This window comes from Cryobacterium sp. AP27, from assembly GCF_056680495.1.
This window is the reverse complement of sequence record NZ_CM155285.1, coordinates 26,979-45,935: the sequence shown is the minus strand read 5'-3', so window position 1 is coordinate 45,935 and position 18,957 is coordinate 26,979. Positions and strand designations below refer to the sequence as shown.

The following is an 18,957-nucleotide window of genomic DNA, read 5'->3' as shown; positions in this document are numbered from 1 at the left end:
GGGAGGGCTCACCGAGCGGGCGGGGTGCTCACCCAGACTGCGATGCACGGCTCGTCGTAGCGGTTGATGTACCAGTGCGGAATGGTGGACGCGAAGGTCATCGAATCGCCCGCCTCCAGAGTGTGACGCTCTCCGTCCAGGTAGACGTCGATCTTTCCGGAGATGACGATGCCGAACTCCTCGCCACCATGATGGAAGGGAGTCGCGCTCGTGTCGTGTCCCGGGGGGCTCACAATCCACTGTGCCTCGAGGAGGCCGTTCTGGTCCGGGGTCAGCAACTCGTGAATGGCCTCGCCCACGGACTCCCGGGTGACCCCCTGCAGACTGCGCCGATCAGAACCGCGCACGACCGGCGAGGCCGGTTCGTCGTGGCCGAGGAAGAAGCGACCCACCGGAATTTCGAGGCCGTGGGCCAGCTGCGCCAGCGTCGTAAACGACGGGTTGGCCTTGCCGCGTTCGATCTGACTCACGATCGCCGGGCTCAGCCCGGCGGTGTCGGCCAGCCGTGCCAGGGTCATGCCTTTTTCTTTACGGAGGGTGTGCACCATGGTTCCGACCGTGGCCAGGAGACCGTTCATCGAAGCTGAGGTGGCCCCCGCTTTCGTGTCCGTCATCGGCGCTCCTGTGTCAAACGGTGGAATTTTCACCATTGTGAAAGATTTTAGTGCATTGTCGCGTTCCTTTCTGCACGACCATCGCCGTCAGTTTCGGGGGCGGTCGTCACGCGCGACTGGCGATCGGGCCGCCCCCGCGATGTTGCCCGGGTTCTCCGGCTTGAACATCGCTAGACGTTACTGACGCCATGAGGGGTGCGGATCCCCGGTCGACGGCGGCGTGACTTCTGGTTGTGGCACCACCCAGTCGGTTTCGTTGGCGCGCATCCACGGGAGCGGCAACAGTTCGGCCATCGTGACCTTGGCTATTGAGCCCTGAGAATCGACCAGAACGTTCATGTCGGGACCGTACGTACTGAACAGCTCCCGGCACACGCCGCAGGGATTGATGACCTGCGGCGTGCCCGTGGTGGAGTTCATACATACCGCAACCGCGTTGCTGAGGTGGGTCTCCCCCGCCATGCGGGCGTTGGCGACGGCCGAGGATTCTGCACAGATGCTCACTCGCTTCGAGCCCAGGTGCAGCCCCAGGTAGATCGTTCCCGATGCGCCGCGGATTGCGGATGCAACCCGATGGTTGTCGGCGTGGTGGGACGCGAGCAGAGTTCGGGATGCGGCCTGGTAGAGGTCGATGTCGAGTGCGTCAAGAGCGGTATTCATGGTGGCTTCCCCTTAGCTGTCTTCTTCTGGTTTCCAGCGCACGATGAGACGTTCGGCGGTGGCGACGATCGAGAAGAGCGAGATCGACAGGATGGACGCGGCGAGCATGACGACATACAGCAGTGGAGTGTCATAGCTATATGTGGTTTGGATGATGAGATAGCCCAGACCCTGTTGAGATCCGATCCATTCGGCGATGATCGCGCCGATGAAGGCGCTGCCGGCTGCGATCTTGAGTGCGGAGAACAGGAACGGCAGGCACGCATAGGCGCGAATGTTGGTGAGCGTTTCGGTCTTGCTCGCCGAGAGCACCTGCATGAGTTCGATGGACTGGCGGTCCGCTGATCGCAGTCCCTTGACCATGTTCACGAGGGTCGGGAAGAAGCAGACCAGCGCGGCAACGGCGATCTTCGACGTGAATCCGCTTCCCATCATGATGACGAGCACCGGGGCGATGGCCACGACCGGGATGGTGTGCGCGATGATGGCCATCGGCATCACCATGCGTTCCGCCGAGCGCCAGTACATGAAGGTGACGGCCAGCAGAATGGCCACGGAGTTGCCCAGCAGGAACCCCATGACCGCTTCAAAGATCGTCGGCCACATGTGCGTCAGCACGAGCGGATAGTTGCTGATCAGCGCGCCGAACACGTCGGTCGGTGCCGGAAAAATGTAGACCGGGATCGAGAACACCGTGGTGGCGATCTGGGCGACAATGACCAGAACGACGATGCCGACGAGGGGTATGAGCCGGTGGCCGCCGGGGCGACGCGTTCGGCTTGGTGCGGGTCCTGCCGATTCTGCCGTTCGTCGCGTGGCGACGGGGCTGATGGTGGCCATTAGCATACCTCCAGTACGCGCCGCAGATGTGCGGCCACGTTGGTAAATTCCATGGAATCTCGAACGCTTAGCTCGCGGGGCTGCGGGAGATCGATCGAAACGATTTCCTGCACCCGTCCCGGGTTTGCCGCCAGGAGGATGACCTGTTCCGACAGGAACGCCGCCTCCGTTATCGAGTGGGTGACAAACACGATCGTGGTCCCCGTGGTTCGCCAAATTCGGAGCAATTCGCCGTTCAGGTGATCGCGGGTGATCTCATCCAGGGCCCCGAACGGCTCGTCCATGAGCAGGATCTTCGGCTTGCAGATCAGGGCTCGCGCGATGGCGACGCGCTGGCGCATGCCACCGGACAGTTCGTGCGGGAAGGCCAGCTCCCGGCCTTCCAGCCCCACGAGCTTCAAGAGTTCGTGCGGGTCGGCATGGTCGGTGATGCTGGCGCCTCCGCCCACCTGGAGCGGCAAGAGGATGTTGTCCAAAACGTTGCGCCAGGGCAACAGGGTCGCGTCCTGGAAGACGAATCCGATTTGCCGTGTGGTGCGGGCCTCATGCGGGCTCTGACCGAACAGGTTGACGTTTCCCTCCGTCGGCTGCACGAGGTCGGAGATCACGCGGAGCAGGGTGGATTTTCCGCAGCCGGACGGCCCCAGCAGCGAGGTGAAGCTTCCGGCCGGGAATACGGCGCTGAGTCCGGCGATCGCGGTGACCGTCGCCCGGTTGCTTTCGAAGGTCACCGTGACGTCGCTCACCCGCAGCTCGTCCAGGGCCGTCACCGTCTCGACGGTCATAGTTCGTCGCTGATTTCAACTCGGGTGCTGTCGTCGAGGATGCTGGTGTCGATGACATCGTCGAGCGCGGGAACAGCATTCGGGAACAGGCCGAGGGATTCCCAGGTATCGAGCTGGTTGGCCCACACGTCGGGGTCCATGCTTCCCCAGTTCACTCGAGTACCCGAACCGTCGGTCTCATAGGCGTGTGCGATGGTGATACCTTCGGCGATGATTTCCGTGTCGAGTCCCGGCGCGAGCTCTGCCACCGCGGCAGCGGCTTCGTCCAGATTGGCGTAGGCGTATTCCCAGCCGCGCGAGGTGACTTCGAGATACGTCGCGAGAGCTTCGGGCTTGTCGGCGAGGGTGGACTCGGTCGCGTAGTAGACCCGGGGATACAGCTGCACGCCGGCATCCCACAGCGCCATTTCGAAGTAGTCCGTGTCGACTTCTCCGAGGGTGCGTGCAATGGAGGCCGTTGTCGCCCACCCCGTCCACACGTCGACGGCGCCGGTCGTGAGCGGGGTGATCTCGGACCCGACGACCTGAACGGTCACGTCGGACGGATCGATGTCGTTGGCGGCCAGCACCGCCTGGAGCAGCACCTGGCCGGTCGCCTGCACGCCGACGGTTTTGCCGATCAGGTCGTGCGGTTCGGTGACGGCGTTCTCAGCCAGCGAGAAGAAGGTGTACGGGTGCTTCTGCAGCCCGGCCGCGAAGGCCTGCACCGGGATGCCCTGCGAGCGTGCCAGCATCAAACTCGGGCTGGACGACAACTGTCCGATGTCGCTGGCACCGCTGGACACCAGCGCGACACCGTCCAGGCTCGGACCGCCGGCGTTGATCTCAAGGTCAATTCCGGCCTCCTCGTACCAGCCCTTGGAGAGGGCAACGGCCTCGCCCGCGATTCCGTCGTCAATCAGCCATCCCAGTTGCAGTGACAGCGGTGTCAGTTCTGCATCTGAGGAGCCGTCGGGCGAATCGGTCGAGGGGGCTGTCGAGCTGCACGAGGCGAGCACGAGCGAGAGCGACGCCGCGGCGACTGCGGCGGCGACGAAGCGGCGAGAGAGACCCTGGCGGCGCGTGTTGGGTCGGCGAAAATTAGGCATGAAGCTCCTCATTGAACTTTTCAGGATCAAAAAATCGACGCGGCAGGCACGCCACGGCGAAGCAGTCGATCGGAATGTTGGGAAGAGCCTGGGCGGAGGGGGCCTCACCAGGCGGGAGGGGAGCTCACCCAGACGGCTACGCATGACTCTTCGTAGCGGTTGATGTACCAGTGCGGCACGGTGGAGGCGTAGGTGATCGAATCGCCCGCCTCCAGGATGTAGCGCTCTCCGTCGAGATAGATGTCGATCTTTCCGGAAAGGATGATGCCGAACTCTTCTCCGCGGTGGCGGAAAGGAGTCTCACTCGTGTTGTGCCCCGGGGGGCTCACAATCCACTGCGCCTCAAGGAGGCCGGTGTGATCCGGGGTCAGCAGCTCGTGAGCTGCTTCTCCGACGGACTCCCGGGTGACGCCTTGCAGATTGCGTCGATCCGTTCGGCGCACGACGGGTGATGCGGGTTCGTCGTGGCCGATGAAGAACCGACCGACAGGAATTTCGAGGCCGTGGGCCAGCTGCGCCAGCGTTGTGAATGCCGGGTTTGCCTTGCCACGTTCGATCTGACTCACGATCGCCGGGCTCAGCCCGGCGGTCTCGGCCAACTGGGCCAGAGTCATTCCTCTCTCCTTACGCAGGGAGTGCACCAGACTTCCGACCGTTGCCAACAGTCCATTCAGCGCAGCTGAAGGGACCCCTGTCTTGGTGTCGGTCATGGGTGCATCCTGTCGTTTGGAGAGTGAGTACAACAATATTGAAGATATTTACTTTGTCAATAGATTTATTCACTATGCTAAAAGACTTTATTTGATCGTCACATTCGGTCCGGGGACACCTCCCTCGACAAGGCACGGAGCCGCCAGAGATTCACGAGAATGAGACCCGTGTTCAGCGCGACGCCCGGCACGGCCCCGATCAGGCCGTTGTAGCCGATCAGGACCACGCACGCGGCAATGTTCAGGGAGTGCAGGCGTCGGGCCTGCGGTTGCGCGAGCGAGACCAGGATGAGGGCAGAACCCACCCAGCCGATGGCGTCGATCACACCGTTGCTCCTTGATTCTGCGGTGCAAGCCCGGTGATGAACGGATCGTCCCGCCCAATGTTCCCGAGCCGGCCGGCGCCCAGGGGCGAGCCCAATTCGCTGAAGAATTCAACGTTGGCTCGCGTGTACTCCTCCCATTCATCCGGCACATCGTCCACGTAGAAGATCGCCTCCACGGGGCAGACCGGATCACAGGCGCCGCAGTCGACGCACTCATCCGGGTGGATGTACAGCGACCGCTCTCCCTCGTAGATACAGTCCACGGGGCAGGCCTCAATGCAGGCCTTGTCCTTGACGTCCACACATGGCTGGGCTATGACGAATGTCATATCGAGGGATCACACCCCGGTGTAGACGGTCTTGCCCCAGGTGAAGAAGTCGAGCGCGGTGCGACCCTGTTCCCGGAACGTGTTCGTTGAGGAGTCCTTCACGCCACCGAACGGCACGTTGAGGTCCAGACCGGCCGTCGGACGGTTGATCTTGATGACGCCGGCCTGGGCACGTTGGGCGAAATCGGTGGAGCGAGCGAGACTGTCCGTGCAGATTCCGGCGGTGAGGCCATAGCGGGAGTCGTTGATGGCGGCGAGGCCGGCCTCGTAGTCCGGCACCTCCAGGGCCGCGATGACCGGGCCGAAGATTTCGTCGCGCACGGCAGGATCGTCGTGCGCGATATCGGTGAGCACCGTCGGGGTGAAGTGAAGGCCGTTGTCGGCCGGGGCGCCGTGCAGTGCGGTCGCGCCGCGGCCGAGCGCGTCACGTACAGCGCCCTCGTTCTGCTGCAGCTGGTTGTCGCTGACCACGACGCCCATCTTGGTCGCGGCGTCCAGGCCGTCGCCGGGGGCGTAGGACCCGGCCTGCGCGACGAGTTCCGTAAGGAATGCGGAGCGGATGCCCGGGGTGACGTACACCCGCGACGTCGCCGTGCAGGCCTGCCCGGTGAGCGCGAAGCCGCCGGCGGCGACCACCTGGGCGGCCTTGCGCGGGTCGGCGTCGTCAAGCACGAGCACGCCGTTCTTGCCGCCCATTTCGAGCTGCACGCGGGCCCGGCGCTCGCTCATCACCTTGTGCAGCCCTAGTCCGACGGCCGTCGAGCCGGTGAACGACAGGCCGGCGACGCGAGAGTCGTGGGCGAGGGCGGATCCGATGATGCGTCCCTTGCCGTGCACGATGTTGAGCACTCCGGCCGGGAGACCGGCGTCGGCGAGGGCCCGGGCGAGGTGCGTGGCCGACATCGGCGTCATTTCGGCGGGCTTCAGGACGACGGAGTTGCCGCTGATCAGCGCGGGGGCGGTCTTCCACGCAGGAATGGCGATCGGGAAGTTCCACGGCGTGATCAGCCCGACGACGCCAATGGGCTCGCGGCGCGTGTAGATCGTGGTGTCGGGGACTCCGCTGGGCAGAACATCCCCGGTCGACGCCCAGCCGAGGGATCCGAAGAAGCGCATCACGTCGATGGCGCGAGTGACCTCGCCCATGGCCTCGGCGATGGTCTTTCCCTCTTCACGCACGAGGTCTTCGGCAATGGCGCGCTTGCGTTCCTGCAACAGGGTGCCGGCGGTGATCAGGATGGCGCCGCGGGCGGGCAACGGCATGGCGGCCCAGCCGGCCTGCGCCGACTCGGCGGCGGCGAGGGCGTCGTCGAGGCCCGCGAGGCTCGCGCTCGGTGACACGACCGCGACCTGGCCGGGACGCGCCGGGTTCATTCTCTCGACGTCGGCGCCGCCGACCCACTCGCCGTTGATCAGGTTCTGTGCAATTGCTGCGTTACTCATGGGGATTCCTTCTTTTGGGTCGATGTTTAGAGGCTGCGAACGAGGCCGCCGTCGCAGCGCAGGGCCACTCCGGTGATGTACGAGGCCGGCCCACTGCACAGGAAAGCTGCGGCGGCGCCGAACTCCGCGGGGTCGCCGTAGCGACGGGCGGGAATGGTGCCGCGGGATTCCTGCTGGATCGATTCGACGGTCGTTCCGCGCCGTTTGGCCGCGGCGTGGTCGAGTTCGCCGACCCGGTCCGTTTCGATCCGCCCGGGCAGGAGCAGGTTGACCGTCACCTCGTCCAGGGCCACTTCGGCCGCGAGGGTTTTGAGGTATCCGGCGAGCGCCGCCCGGCCGATGTTGGAGACGGCCAGGTTGGGCAGCGGCGCGACGACCCCGCTGGAGCCCAGCGCGAGAATGCGCCCCCAGCGCCGGGATCGCATGCCGGGCAACGCCCGGCTGATCAGCGCGTGCTGCGGCTTGACGAGCAGGTCGAAGGCCGACGCCATCTCGTCACTGGTCAGCGCCGCGGCGGCCCCCGGCTTGGGTCCGGGGCCGTTGAGCACGAGGATGTCGATGGGGCCGAAGGCCTCCACGGCGCCGTCGAACACCGCGTCGATGCCCTCCTCGGTATTGAGGTCGGCTGCGATGCCGATCGCGCTCGGTAGGCCGTCGGCGATCTCCCGGGCACGGTCCGCCCGTCGACCGGTGATGACGACGTTCGCGCCCTCCCCTGCCAACGCGGTGGCCACGGCGAGGCCAAGGCCTCCGGTGGACGCGGCGATGAGTGCCGTCTTTCCCTTCAGTTTGAGATCCATCAGTTCCTCCCCGGGTAGGCTGCGGCGGCTTCGCGCAGGTGAATGAGCATCGAGGCGCGCAGGCTTTCCGGGTATTCCGCGGCGGGAGGCCGCACGCCGGATTCCTTGATCAGGCCGCGCTGGCGGAAGCATTCCTTGCGAAGGGCCAGGGCGATCTTGGCCTGCTGCTCGAAGTTGATCAACGGCAGAACGGGCAGGAGCGCATCGCGCGCCGCCTCGTACCCCGAGCTCGTCCACGCGTTCACGCAGGCGATGAGTGCCTCGGGGTAGGAGAATCCGGTCATCGCGCCGGCGGCACCGGACACCAGCTCGTCGAGCAGCCCCTGGCCGCCCAGACCACCGAAGACGGGGACGTCGAGGGCTGCGGTGAGGGCGGCGATGGCCACCGGTGTCGGGGGGGCCTCGGCCTTGAGCGCGAGGACAAACGCGCAGGAGGAGACCACCGAGATCAGTGCCGGCGTCGGGATGGAGACCCCGCTCGCGAGGGGGTAGTCCTGCAGCACGATGGACGCGCCTGTTGCCTCATGGATGGCCTGCAGGTGGTGGGTGACGACGCGCGGGTTCGGGGAATTGACCTGCACCATCACGGCGGCGATCCGTCCGGTGGCGGCGGCCTGTGCCGCCAGTACCTCCTCGATCGCGGGCTGGGTGGCCAGTGCCGAGATCCCGACGACGAGCGGGAGGGTCGTGGACTCGGTCACAATCTCGAGAACCAGTTCGCGCTCCGGGGCGGAGAGCGCGGCGGCTTCACCGAAGACGCCGAGTACGGTCAGGCCGGTCGCGCCGATGGCTTCATAATGCTCGGCCAGTGCGGCGAGACTGTCGACGTCGACGTCGAAGGTGCTGCCCTGGAAGGGCGTGGCGAGCACGCCCCAAACGCCGGGAGTGAACGCCTGGCGCTCCGGCGTGGTCTGCTGCCCGCTCATTTTCCGGGCCAAACGGGTCGGCGCTTCTCTTGGAAGGCCAGGACGCCTTCGGCCGAGTCGGCGCTGTCGAGCGATTCCATCAGGGCGGGAAGCCGAACCCGACGCGCGTCCTGAGCGGAGAGATGCGTGGTGCGGGTCACCATCTGCTTGACCGCACGCACGGACGTCGGGGCGCAGGAGAGGATCTGCTGCACCCAACGGTCGACGGCCGCGTCCAGTTCGTCGGCGGGTACCACCTCGTTGACGAGGCCGAGGGTCGCCATCTCGGCGGCCGGGGCCTTGCGCCCGGTCAGGAGCAGCCCCATGGCCTGCGTGTACGGGATCTTGCGCACGAGCTGGCTGATTCCGCCGTCGAGGGCCAGCCGTCCCACGCGTGGTTCGGTCAGGCCGAACTGCGCGGACTCGGCCGCCACGACGATGTCAGCCCCCAGCACCATTTCCATGCCGCCGCCGAGTGCGTAGCCGTTGACGCGCACAATGACGGGGATATCGAGCGTGGTGCGCAGGCTGAGGCCGCCGAAGCCGTTCGGGTCGAGGTCGGCCCAGTACTGCAGGCCGGTCTTGTCGACCGCCGCCGCGGACATGTCCGCGCCGACGCAGAAGGCGCGGTCGCCGGCGCCGGTCAGCACGACCACGCGAATGTCGCGGTCGTTCTCGATCTGGTCCCAGATCTGGTTGAGCCGGTCGGTCGTGGCCTCGTCGACCGCGTTCATCACCTGCGGACGGTTGATGGTCACCGTGGCGACGTGGTTGTCGATCTGCAGAACGACCTCGTCGGTCTGCACCGCCGCGGTCATCGAAGCACCCCCAGTTCCTGCAGGCGGGCGATGGCCGCATCGTCGTAGCCGTTCTCCTGCAGCACTTCGACGTTGTGCTCGCCGAGGCGCGGTGCGCTGCGACGGATTGTCGGCGGCGTTTCCGACAGGCGAATGGGGGCGTTGAGCATGCGCACCGTGCCGACGGACGGATGCTCGGCCTCGACGATCATCTTGTTCGCCGTGGTTTGCTCGTCGGCCAGTGCCTGCTCCAGGGTGTGCACGGGCGCGTTGAGCAGGCCTTCGTTCTCGAGGCGCTCACCCCAATACGCCGTCGTGTTGGTGGCAATCTTGTCGCGGAAGATGCTCTGCAGAACAGGCTTGTGTTCGAACTGCTGCTCGAGCGTGGCGAATTCGGGCCGCAGGCTGAGGTCCTCGTCCAGCTCCAGGGCCAGCGAGATGTGCCGCAGCGGGTCTTCGGTGAATCCGCCGACCATGGTGATGGCGCCATCCGTGGTCGCGTAGACGCCGCTGAGCGGCATGGCGCCCCAGTTGACCTCGTAGCCGCGGTTGAGTTGCATGCACGCTTCCTGCATCTGCATGTGCAGCATGGAGTCGTACATGGTGACCTCAACCTTTTGGCCGACACCGGATTCATCCCGGGTGCGCAGCGCCAACAGGATGCCCTGCATCAGATGCATGCCGGTTGTGTAGTCACACAGCGTGGTCGGGTAGACGGACAGCGGGGAGTCCTCGGACTCCCGGCGCCACATCACACCCGAGTAGGCCTGGGCGATAACGTCCTGCCCGCCCTTGTGCGAGTAGGGGCCTTCGGTGCCGAACCCGGTGCCGGAGGCCCAAATGAGGGCGGGGTTGATCTTCTTCAGGTCTTCGTAACCGAATCCCATCCGCTCCATCACTCCGGCGCGGAAGTTACTGACGACCACGTCCGCGTCGACCAGGAGCTGGTGCAGAACCTCGCGCCCCTCCTCTTTACGGGTGTCGATGGACAGGCTGCGCTTGTTGCGGTTGATGGCGAGGAAGATCGGGTTGTCCTGACCGTCCTTGTCGGGGAAGGAATTGCGGGAGATGTCGCCGAGGCCGGGACGCTCGATCTTGATGATGTCGGCTCCGTAGTCACCGAGCAGCTGCGTACAGCTCGGCCCCATGTACACCTGGGTGAAGTCGACGATGGTGACGCCGGACAGCGGCATCGAGGCGGCAGTCATACCTGGGCCAGCGCATCCGCGTCGATGGAGGCATTGGCGGAGGGCACGTCTCCCGGGTCGGCACCGTGCTTGTGCATTTCGCGCTGGATGTCGGCGACCGGCACGTCGCGTACGAGCACGCCCTGGTCGACGGCGAGCGAGGCGGCCGCACCGACGGCCTGGCCCATGGCCATGCACGGCGGGATCTCGCGGGACATTTTCTGCGCCTCCGGGGTGGCGGAGTAGTGCCGTCCGGCGACGAGCAGCTGGTCGACTTCCTTGGGCAGCAACGACCGGTACGGGTAGTAGTAGTCACGGCCGCGGGCCACGGAATCGGCGAAGTGCCGACGCGAGGTGACGTCTTCCTGGGTCATGACGTACTCGCCCTGCAGGAGCCGGGTCTGGCGCACGCCCATCTGCTGGGCGACGTCGACGATGTAGGTGTTCTCGAAGCCGGGCAGGTTCGCCTTGACGAAATCGACCGCCGCGGTGATGCGGTCGCGAGCGGCGAACTCGGCCTTGGTCATGTCTTCCGGGTCGACGCCGTCGAAACCGGTCATGTGCGGGGCGTTGCACCACACCACGCCGGGGATGGGCGTCTTGAGCCACCACAGCTCCCACGCGCCGCCGAGCAGGCGCTTCACCTGACGGTTGATGGCGCGAGCCTCCTTGGGGTGTTCCTGCTCGTACTCTTCGGCGGCGACGGTGTCGACGCCGCCGAGGCGGAAGACGAGGGTGGTGAGGTAGCTGTCGTGGGCGTAGCTCGCGCCGGCCCGGGAGGCGACGTCGATGTCGCCGGTGGTGTCGATGACGATGTCGGCCATGAATGCCTGCGGACCCGACTTGGTCTCGCAGATGACGCCCTTCATGACGCCGTTGTCGACGATCGGCCGGGAGAACCAGGAGTGCAGACGCAGATTCACGCCGGCCTCGCGGACGAGGTCGTTGGAGACGCGCTTCCAGCCGTCCGGGTCGAAGGCGGCCGCGTAGCAGACCGGCTTCGGGTTGCTGTGCGAGTGGAAGTCGAAGAGGCCGAAGCGGCCCCACTTGTTCCAGGTGTCGGTCGCCGCGTGGCGGTCCTCTTCCGGCGGCACCACGGCCAGCCCGATGCTTTCGAGTCGGTCGACGTACTCGGAAACAATTCCGGTGACGGTGATCTCCGGCCCGTTGATCATGTCGTCGAGCACCAAAACCATTCCGCCGGAAGCGAGGCCGCCGAGCGCGGAGTAGCGCTCCAGCAGGGTGACGCTGGCGCCGCTGCGTGCGGCGGTGACGGCGGCGGCGACGCCGGCCGGGCCGCCGCCCACCACGAGGATGTCGGAGCGGGAGATGACGGGTGCCGTGAGGTCGGCGGTGCTGGTGCGCAGGTCGAGAGTAGTCATTGAGTGTCCTTACTTTCCAACGAACAGGCCGTTGGTGCGGCGGGCGAGCAGGTAGAAGATGATGCTGAGGATGGAGAGCACGGCGACGTAGACGGGGAAGACCCAGTTGAGGTCGACCGACTGCAGCCAGACGAGAAGGTAGGACGCGGTGCCGCCGAACAGGGCGACGCCGATGCCGTAGCCGAGCGAGACGCCCGTGCCGCGGCAGCTCTTGGGCATGAGTGACGAGGAGACGACGTTGTAGAGCGTCATGTTCAGCACCAGGACGATCGATCCGCCGAGGAGGACTGCGGCGAAACCGACGATGCCGGGCTCCACGTACAGCAGCATCAGGAAGACGGAGGGGATCGCCAGAATGCGGGTGACCAGGAACCACTTCGACATGGCCTTGCCGTCGACAACCTTGCCGATGATCCAGCTGCCGATGACGAGGATGACGCCGAGCACGGTGGTCAGGGCGAAGACGGTGGTGGGGTCTTCCTTGAAGTTACCGCGGGCGGCGCTCGGGAGGCCGACGTTCCACGCGTAGTTGTAGGCCTGAGCTGCGCCGACGATGAAGATGATGGCGAGCACGCTGATCCAGTGCTTGCGCACCTCCGTCCACACCTTCTTCGGGGAGTTCGTTTCGAGCTCCTCGCTGGTCATCGTCTCCGGGAGGGAGCGGCGCAGGTAGACCACGACGAGGCCGAAGATCGCGCCGATGATGAACGGCACCCGCCAACCCCAGTCGGCCATGATCTCGCCGCCGAGCAGCAGGCTGGTGAGGAAGCTGGTGAGGGAGGCGAGCAGGATGCCGATGTTGACGTAGAACGACATCAGCCCGGCGACCATGCCCTCACGTCCGGCGGGGGCCAGCTCCACGGCGTGCGCGGTGGACAGCGGCGCCTCGATGCCGGTGGAGATCCCCTGCACAACGCGGCACAGCAGCAGGATGATGCCGGCCCAGGAGCCGATCTGATCGTACGTGGGCGAGATGGCGATGATCGCCGTGGTTCCGGCCATCATCGAAATCGACAGGAGCATGACGCGGCGGCGGCCGATCCGGTCGGCGAGCGTGCCGAGCAGCACTCCGCCGAGCGGACGGAACGCGAACCCGACCGCGAAGACGGCAAGGGCGCTCAGCGTGGCGGTGAGGGGGTCCTCGGAGGGGAAGAATTTCGGGCCGATGAACGCGGAGAGGAGACCGAAAATCATCCAGTCGAACCACTCGAGGGTGTTGCCGAGGCCGAGGCCGAGGAGACCGCGGCGAACCTCAGGAGTGAGCCGCCGTTGAACGTGCACGGTGTCTGTGACCGTTGTGCTGAGCATGTGTGATTCCTTCTGTGACACCACCATTGGTGCCTGAGGGTACGGGCATTCGCCGCCGTGACACGGTCACGTCGGCGAGGGCCTATCGGATATCGGGACGACCGCGGGGACGGTGCCACCACAAGGGAGGGGTGTGAACCCCGAGCGCTACGCATGGCTCGTCGTAGACTCGTCAGCGCGCGGTTCGGGAGGCAGGCCGGGTAACCGACGCCTACAGTGTTGGCACTGCGTTTGAGGACTTGCCACAACTATATTGAATAAATTTACGATGTCAACGATTTTCTTCATTATGGTGAAGAAGCGTTATTCAAGGAGATTTTGCTGGGCGGGCGTCACCTCGGGGCGGGCGGCATCCGCCGGATTAGACTCGCCCCCATGGCCATTCCGACTCGTGACGCCGACGGACCACCCGACGCGACGCCGGTGAGCGACAACGATGCCGCGGAGCAGATCGCCCGCAACCTGAAGGTCCTGGCCGACCCGACGCGCGTGCGCCTGCTTGGTCTGATCGTCGACAGCCCGGATGGCCGGGCCCTCGTCGGCCGGCTCGCCCGTGCACTCGGGCTGCGGCAACCGACGGTGAGCCACCACATGCGGGTCATGGTCGAGGCCGGCCTGCTGGAACGGGCCAAGGTCGGCCGTGTCGTCTGGTACTCCGTCACCCCGGGCCGGCAGCCGGAGATCGCCGAGCTGCTGCTTGCGTACCGGGTCACGAAACCGGCTGCGCCCGCGCCCGCTGTGCTGCTCAGGATTGCCGAGGACCTTGCCGTCCGGTTCCGCGGTGTGTTCGCCCCGGAAACAATCGATCGCTACGTCAGGGAGAGTTACGCGCTCCTCGCCGGCAGGGCCGGCATCAGCCGGTACCTGCCGTCGCTCACCAGCCGGTTCGCGGGCGACCGTCTCCGCGCGCTCGCGACCGTCGAACATCGAGCCAGTGACCACACGCCTGAGGTGCTCTTCGTCTGCGTGCAAAATGCCGGCCGATCCCAGATGGCCTCGGCCATCCTCCGCTCGCTGGCCGGCGATCAGGTGCGGGTCAGGACGGCCGGCTCGGAACCCGCCGAACTGGTGAACCCGCTCGTGGTGAGCGCCCTCGACGAGGTCGGCGTTCCCCTCGCGGGCGAGTACCCCAAACCCCTCACCGACGAGGTCGTCCGCGCCGCCGACTACGTGATCACCATGGGATGCGGAGACGCCTGCCCCGTCTACCCGGGTCGGCGCTACCTCGACTGGGACCTCCCCGACCCCGCCGGCCTTCACCTGGCCGACGTTCGGAGGATTCGCGACGACATCACCCGGCGCGTGAAGGACCTGCTGGCCGAGATCCACGGGACAAGCTCCTCGATGAACGGCAGCTGAACCTCACATCGCCCCCTGCCATATCCATAGATGCTCATCTATGCTTTGGGTATCCCCGACCGAAGGACTCGCCATGATCGCCCCTCCCACCGTCCTCTTTGTCTGTGTGCACAACGCGGGCCGCTCGCAGATGGCCGCCGGCTATCTGACAGCGCTCTCCCACGGGCGCGTCGAGGTACTCTCTGCGGGCTCCGCCCCGAAAGACCAGATCAACCCCGTCGCCATCGAGGCCATGGCCGAAGATGGAATCGACATCGCGAACAACGTGCCCAAGATTCTCACCACCGACGCCGTCAAGGACTCGGATGTCGTGATCACCATGGGCTGCGGCGACACCTGCCCGATCTTCCCCGGCAAGCGCTACGAGGACTGGGAACTTGCCGATCCGGCCGGCCAGGGCATCGAGTCCGTGCGGCCGATTCGCGACGAGATCAAGGCCCGCGTCACGGCTCTTCTCACCGAGATTCTTCCCATGACGGCGTAGATTCCCCGGCCGACGGGCGACATCACCGTGCGCGGGCGACTGTTCCGCTCGCAGGCATGTCCCGTTCAGGTCCCTGTCACCGGGCAGATACCTGGGATGACTTGTATTGTCCTCGGGTTGGGGGTCACCACAACAAGGAGGACATGATGAAGTACACGAGAATCGGCATGACGGCTGCGGTGGGCCTGGGCTTGGGGCTGACCGTTCTCGCCGCCACGCTGCCCGCGGCCGCGACCTCCGACGCCCACAGAGACGGCGTGGCAGCAAACTCGGCATTCGGCATCCAGAGCAACGTTCTCGCCGCCGGCCTCGAGCAGAGCCCGGTCGCCTGGGGGCAGCTGCCGCTGGCCAACCCGAACGGCGGAATCTCGCACTACGGCTACAACACCTCAAACGGCGGTCCGCTCACCCAGGACGCGCAGGAGGCGTTCAAGACCGAGCCGGACAAGAACGTCTACCTGAACTTCGGCGGGAAGCGCTATCTGTTCCAGGGGCACGAGGGAGGACCACAGGGCTACGTCACTCGGGTGAACCTGGATGAAACGGACCTGAGCAAACGAGTCACCCTGATCGCCGACTCCCGGTCCGACGGGGCCGATGTTCCCACCTTCGACGGCATCACCTGGGATCCGTTCACGCACCAGCTCCTTCTGGCCGCCGAGGCCGCGGCACCGAAGGGCGGCGTCTTCGGCATCACGCTCGATGACAACGGCGACCCGGTCGACGGCGATATCGTCCCCCTCCCGGCGCTCGGCTCCGGCGGCTACGAGGGCATCCAGAACGACTCGGCCGGGAACGTCTGGCTGGTCGAGGATATCGGCGGCGCCAAGACCGACGGCGGCAAGGCACCCAACAGCTACGTCTACCGGTTCACCCCGACAACGCCGGGCGACCTGTCCACCGGCACACTGCAGGCACTGCAGGTGAGCCGGGCGGATGGCACCGCGGTCACGGCGAAGCAGCTCGCGGACAACCCGTCCGACCAGTTCGTCACCGACCTGCACACGTACGGCACCTCGTTCACCACCTCGTGGGTCACGGTCACCCCCGGCGCCGACAACGGGGCGACCGCCGCCGCCGCGGCCGCGGAAGCCACCCCGTTCAAGCGCCCCGAGAACGGCGTCTTCCGACCGGGCACCGACTTCGGTGAGTTCTACTTCACCGAAACCGGCGACACCAACAAGGACAGCACCCTCCCCGGTGCATACGGCGGTGTCTTCCGCTTGAGCCAGTCCTCCCCGACGGCCGAGACCGGCACGCTGTCCCCCGTGTTTGTCGGCGACCTTGAGCACACGGGCCTCGACAACATCCAGTTCGCCTCGAAGGACAAGCTGCTCGTGGTCGAGGACGCCGGCGACTCCCTGCACGCCCAGCGCGACGCCCTCGACTCCGGCTACATGCTGGACGTCTCCAGGAAGAGCAAGAAGACCGGGCCCGCGGCGGTGCGCTGGCTCGCCGAGGGTCGCGACGCCTCGGCGAACTACGACCACTCCACGAGCCCCGGCTACAACGACGGTGACAACGAGATCACGGGCATCCACGTGTCCAACGGTGACCCGACGGCAGCCGGGATCCTCGGCGCGCAGATCCCGCAGATGATGACCGGCGACTGGCGCACGTTCTGGACGCAGCAGCACGGCGACAATGTGACGTGGGAGCTGCACACCGCGGCCTCCGCGGACTCACATGGCAGCGGCCGGCACGACGGCAAGCACGACCGGGACTAGGGCCCACGCCGAGTCGGACCACGCACAACAATGCCCCCGTCGCTGACAGCGACGGGGGCATTGTTGTGCGTGTGGCAATCAGCCGATCAGCGCCTGCGCGGCGACATAAACGGCGACGCCCAGAACCAGTATCGCAAAGCCCCGTTTGAGGGCTTTGTCGGACAGTCCGCGTCCGAGCCGGCCGGCAATGAGGGACGCGGCCATGGCCGATACGGCGAAGGCGCCCGTGATCGCCCAGTCGATCTGCACGGCGCCGAGGTGCGCGACGAATCCGGCGGCGGAGTTGATGACGATGATCACCAGAGAGGAGCCAACGGCCACGCCCATCGGCAGGCCAAGAACGAGGGTGAGCGCCGGAACGATGAGGAATCCCCCGCCGACGCCGAGCAGACCGGTGAGAAATCCGACCACGGCGCCGGTGGCCAGGGCGCGGGGCAGGCAGCTGCGCCAGTTGACGCCCCCGCCGGGGAGGGCGCAGGGCCCGCCGACCGACCGGGTGGGGAGGAACATCCGCACGCCCGCGATCACCATGATCACGGCGAAGGCGCCGAGGAGCACGCGCTCGTCGAGCAGCCGGTTGACCAGTGTACCCAGGAATGCGGTGGTCACGCCGGCCGCGCCGACGATCAGTGCGAGGCGCCAGTTCACGCCGCGGCGAAGGCGAGGGAGCACGGCGACGGCGGAGGCCGCTCCCACGACGATCAGGGACGTGGGAATGGCCTCCGACAGCGGCAGTCCGACGCCGTAGACGAGTGCGGGGACGGCGAGAATCGAGCCGCCGCCGCCGACCAGACCAAGCAACGCCCCGACTATCAGTCCGAGGGCGAGTGCCGTGATGATCACGGGAGCCGGGGCAGATCCATGGGGAGCTCCTCGGCCGCCCACTCAAGCATGCCGCCGCTCATCGTGTAGGCGTCGAATCCGGCATCGGCCAGATGCTGTGCGGCGGCCGCGCTGCGGCGCCCGCTGCGACACACGACGATGACGCGTCGGGTCGAGTCCAGGGCGGAATGGCTCTCCGGAACCCTGCCGAGCGGGATGTGGAGCGCCCCGGGAATGACCCCGTCGGCCAGTTCCTCGGTCTCGCGAACGTCGACGATCTGGGCGTCGTCCGTGCGGGTGGATACCTGCTGGGGGGTGATTTCCATCATGGGTGCCTTTCTTGTGCGGGGTACGTGCGGCGTCTCCACCACACGGCGGCGGAGAGCCAGGCCAGCGCGAAGACGCCGATCAGGATCACGCCTAGGAAGTTGAGGTCGAGGGTCGTGATGAGGGCGAGGGCTCCCCCGCCGACGCCGAGGTCGGTGAGCATGGACATCAGGCCCATCCCTCCGACGAAGAAGGCGACGAACACAGACACCCCGGTCACGATGAGGTTGTAGTACACCTTGCGCAACGGGTCGGCGGAGGCCCAGCGGTAAACATGGTTCATCAGGACGCCGTCCGCGCTGTCGAACAGGGTCATCCCGGCCATGAAAACCACGGGGAGCACCATCGCGGCGTACCAGGGCAGGTTGGGCGTGAGCACCCCGGCGAACACGAACAGGCTGATCGACACGGCCGTGTCCAGGCCCAGTCCGAACAGCACGCCGATCGGGAACATTTTCCAGGGAGTGTCGACTAATCGCGACATCGGCCGGAGGATCTTGTTGATCAGCCCCCGATTGTCCAGATGTCCGTCGAGTTCACTCTGGTCGAACCGCCCCGCCCGCACGTCACGGAGCATCTGTCGCAGGCCCTTGAGAGAGGACAGATTGAGCGCGCCCATCAGAATGAGGAAGAGCCCGGAGACTGCCGCGCCCCAGACGCTCGTGACCTGGCGTAGGGCGGAACCCTCATCGGCCAGGCCGCCGGCGAAGGCATTGATGCCAAGAACCAGCAGCACGACGCACAGCAGTACGACGGTGGAGTGGCCCAGGGCGAACCAGAACCCCACGGACACGGGTCGGCGACCGGTGGCGACGAGGCGACGGGTGGTGTTGTCGATGGCGACGATGTGGTCAGCGTCGAACGCGTGTCGAACTCCGAGCAGGTAGGCGCTGACCGCCAGACCGAGCAGCACCGCGGCGTTGCCGCCCGACCGGGCCAGGTCCGGCAGGACGAAGAGGAACAACGCCCCCCAGCCGATGAGATGGAGGGCGCTCACAGCGGCACCCATGCCGAGAAGGCTGCGCTTCTCGGCCGGGTGGACTGCCACTCGGAGCACCGTCATG

The 18,957-nt window shown here is 66.2% G+C and carries 21 protein-coding genes; 3 read left to right on the top strand and 18 right to left on the bottom strand.

Annotated elements, in window-relative coordinates; genetic code table 11:
• Positions 1-8: 8 nt before the first annotated feature.
• From AC1MB9_RS00225 to AC1MB9_RS00155, 15 genes are all read right to left on the bottom strand, one after another.
• A complete protein-coding gene (locus AC1MB9_RS00225; protein ID WP_479963060.1) occupies positions 9-614 on the bottom strand; it encodes a helix-turn-helix domain-containing protein in 606 nt (201 codons plus the stop codon).
• Positions 615-791: 177 nt separating this feature from the next.
• Positions 792-1,274: a cytidine/deoxycytidylate deaminase family protein gene (locus AC1MB9_RS00220; RefSeq protein WP_479963059.1), complete on the bottom strand. Its 483-nt coding sequence runs from the start codon at positions 1,272-1,274 to the stop codon at positions 792-794.
• Between the two features lie 12 nt (positions 1,275-1,286).
• Positions 1,287-2,114 carry an ABC transporter permease gene (locus AC1MB9_RS00215; RefSeq protein ID WP_479963058.1) on the bottom strand — a complete coding sequence of 276 codons (828 nt, stop codon included), beginning with the start codon at positions 2,112-2,114 and terminating at the stop codon, positions 1,287-1,289.
• Positions 2,114-2,899, bottom strand: a complete 786-nt coding sequence (locus AC1MB9_RS00210) for an ABC transporter ATP-binding protein (RefSeq protein WP_479963057.1) — start codon at positions 2,897-2,899, stop codon at positions 2,114-2,116. Before AC1MB9_RS00210 ends, AC1MB9_RS00215 begins: the two co-directional genes overlap by 1 nt.
• Positions 2,896-3,987 (bottom strand): ABC transporter substrate-binding protein, encoded by a 1,092-nt coding sequence (locus tag AC1MB9_RS00205; RefSeq protein ID WP_479963056.1) that lies wholly within the window; start codon positions 3,985-3,987, stop codon positions 2,896-2,898. Before AC1MB9_RS00205 ends, AC1MB9_RS00210 begins: the two co-directional genes overlap by 4 nt.
• A gap of 104 nt (positions 3,988-4,091) precedes the next feature.
• On the bottom strand, positions 4,092-4,697 hold the full coding sequence (locus AC1MB9_RS00200) for a helix-turn-helix domain-containing protein (protein WP_479963055.1): 606 nt from the start codon (positions 4,695-4,697) through the stop codon (positions 4,092-4,094).
• A 98-nt stretch (positions 4,698-4,795) separates the two neighbouring features.
• Entirely contained in the window at positions 4,796-5,023 is a 228-nt protein-coding gene (locus AC1MB9_RS00195) for a hypothetical protein (RefSeq protein WP_479963054.1), read from the bottom strand.
• Positions 5,020-5,352, bottom strand: coding sequence for a ferredoxin (gene fdxA, locus AC1MB9_RS00190; protein WP_479963053.1), 333 nt, complete (start codon positions 5,350-5,352; stop codon positions 5,020-5,022). The genes AC1MB9_RS00195 and fdxA overlap by 4 nt, the downstream gene beginning before the upstream one ends.
• A gap of 9 nt (positions 5,353-5,361) precedes the next feature.
• Positions 5,362-6,795, bottom strand: coding sequence for an aldehyde dehydrogenase family protein (locus tag AC1MB9_RS00185; protein ID WP_479963052.1), 1,434 nt, complete (start codon positions 6,793-6,795; stop codon positions 5,362-5,364).
• Positions 6,796-6,821: 26 nt separating this feature from the next.
• Positions 6,822-7,595, bottom strand: coding sequence for an SDR family oxidoreductase (locus AC1MB9_RS00180; RefSeq protein WP_479963051.1), 774 nt, complete (start codon positions 7,593-7,595; stop codon positions 6,822-6,824).
• The gene (locus AC1MB9_RS00175; RefSeq protein ID WP_479963050.1) at positions 7,595-8,521 is read right to left on the bottom strand and encodes a dihydrodipicolinate synthase family protein; all 927 of its coding nucleotides are present in this window, start codon (positions 8,519-8,521) and stop codon (positions 7,595-7,597) included. Before AC1MB9_RS00175 ends, AC1MB9_RS00180 begins: the two co-directional genes overlap by 1 nt.
• Positions 8,518-9,318 (bottom strand): enoyl-CoA hydratase-related protein, encoded by an 801-nt coding sequence (locus tag AC1MB9_RS00170; RefSeq protein WP_479963049.1) that lies wholly within the window; start codon positions 9,316-9,318, stop codon positions 8,518-8,520. Before AC1MB9_RS00170 ends, AC1MB9_RS00175 begins: the two co-directional genes overlap by 4 nt.
• Positions 9,315-10,505, bottom strand: a complete 1,191-nt coding sequence (locus AC1MB9_RS00165) for a CaiB/BaiF CoA transferase family protein (protein ID WP_479963048.1) — start codon at positions 10,503-10,505, stop codon at positions 9,315-9,317. Before AC1MB9_RS00165 ends, AC1MB9_RS00170 begins: the two co-directional genes overlap by 4 nt.
• On the bottom strand, positions 10,502-11,866 hold the full coding sequence (locus AC1MB9_RS00160; protein WP_479963047.1) for an FAD-dependent oxidoreductase: 1,365 nt from the start codon (positions 11,864-11,866) through the stop codon (positions 10,502-10,504). Before AC1MB9_RS00160 ends, AC1MB9_RS00165 begins: the two co-directional genes overlap by 4 nt.
• 9 nt (positions 11,867-11,875) lie before the next feature.
• Positions 11,876-13,174 (bottom strand): MFS transporter, encoded by a 1,299-nt coding sequence (locus tag AC1MB9_RS00155; protein WP_479963046.1) that lies wholly within the window; start codon positions 13,172-13,174, stop codon positions 11,876-11,878.
• A gap of 375 nt (positions 13,175-13,549) precedes the next feature.
• On the opposite strand from AC1MB9_RS00155, the gene AC1MB9_RS00150 reads away from it, so the two are divergent.
• The 3 genes from AC1MB9_RS00150 to AC1MB9_RS00140 all read left to right on the top strand — a co-directional run bounded on the left by AC1MB9_RS00150 (position 13,550) and on the right by AC1MB9_RS00140 (position 16,744).
• Positions 13,550-14,533 carry a metalloregulator ArsR/SmtB family transcription factor gene (locus AC1MB9_RS00150; protein WP_479963045.1) on the top strand — a complete coding sequence of 328 codons (984 nt, stop codon included), beginning with the start codon at positions 13,550-13,552 and terminating at the stop codon, positions 14,531-14,533.
• 73 nt (positions 14,534-14,606) lie between these two features.
• Positions 14,607-15,017 carry an arsenate reductase ArsC gene (locus tag AC1MB9_RS00145; RefSeq protein ID WP_479963044.1) on the top strand — a complete coding sequence of 137 codons (411 nt, stop codon included), beginning with the start codon at positions 14,607-14,609 and terminating at the stop codon, positions 15,015-15,017.
• A gap of 143 nt (positions 15,018-15,160) precedes the next feature.
• Positions 15,161-16,744: a PhoX family protein gene (locus AC1MB9_RS00140; RefSeq protein ID WP_479963043.1), complete on the top strand. Its 1,584-nt coding sequence runs from the start codon at positions 15,161-15,163 to the stop codon at positions 16,742-16,744.
• A 78-nt stretch (positions 16,745-16,822) separates the two neighbouring features.
• On the opposite strand, the gene AC1MB9_RS00135 is transcribed toward AC1MB9_RS00140, so the two are convergent.
• From AC1MB9_RS00135 to AC1MB9_RS00125, 3 genes are read right to left on the bottom strand one after another with little or no spacing between them, the layout of a single operon-like run.
• The gene (locus tag AC1MB9_RS00135) at positions 16,823-17,587 is read right to left on the bottom strand and encodes a sulfite exporter TauE/SafE family protein (RefSeq protein ID WP_479963042.1); all 765 of its coding nucleotides are present in this window, start codon (positions 17,585-17,587) and stop codon (positions 16,823-16,825) included.
• Positions 17,584-17,895: a rhodanese-like domain-containing protein gene (locus AC1MB9_RS00130; RefSeq protein WP_479963041.1), complete on the bottom strand. Its 312-nt coding sequence runs from the start codon at positions 17,893-17,895 to the stop codon at positions 17,584-17,586. Before AC1MB9_RS00130 ends, AC1MB9_RS00135 begins: the two co-directional genes overlap by 4 nt.
• A complete protein-coding gene (locus AC1MB9_RS00125) occupies positions 17,892-18,956 on the bottom strand; it encodes a HoxN/HupN/NixA family nickel/cobalt transporter (protein ID WP_479963040.1) in 1,065 nt (354 codons plus the stop codon). Before AC1MB9_RS00125 ends, AC1MB9_RS00130 begins: the two co-directional genes overlap by 4 nt.
• Between the last annotated feature and the right edge of the window lies 1 nt (position 18,957).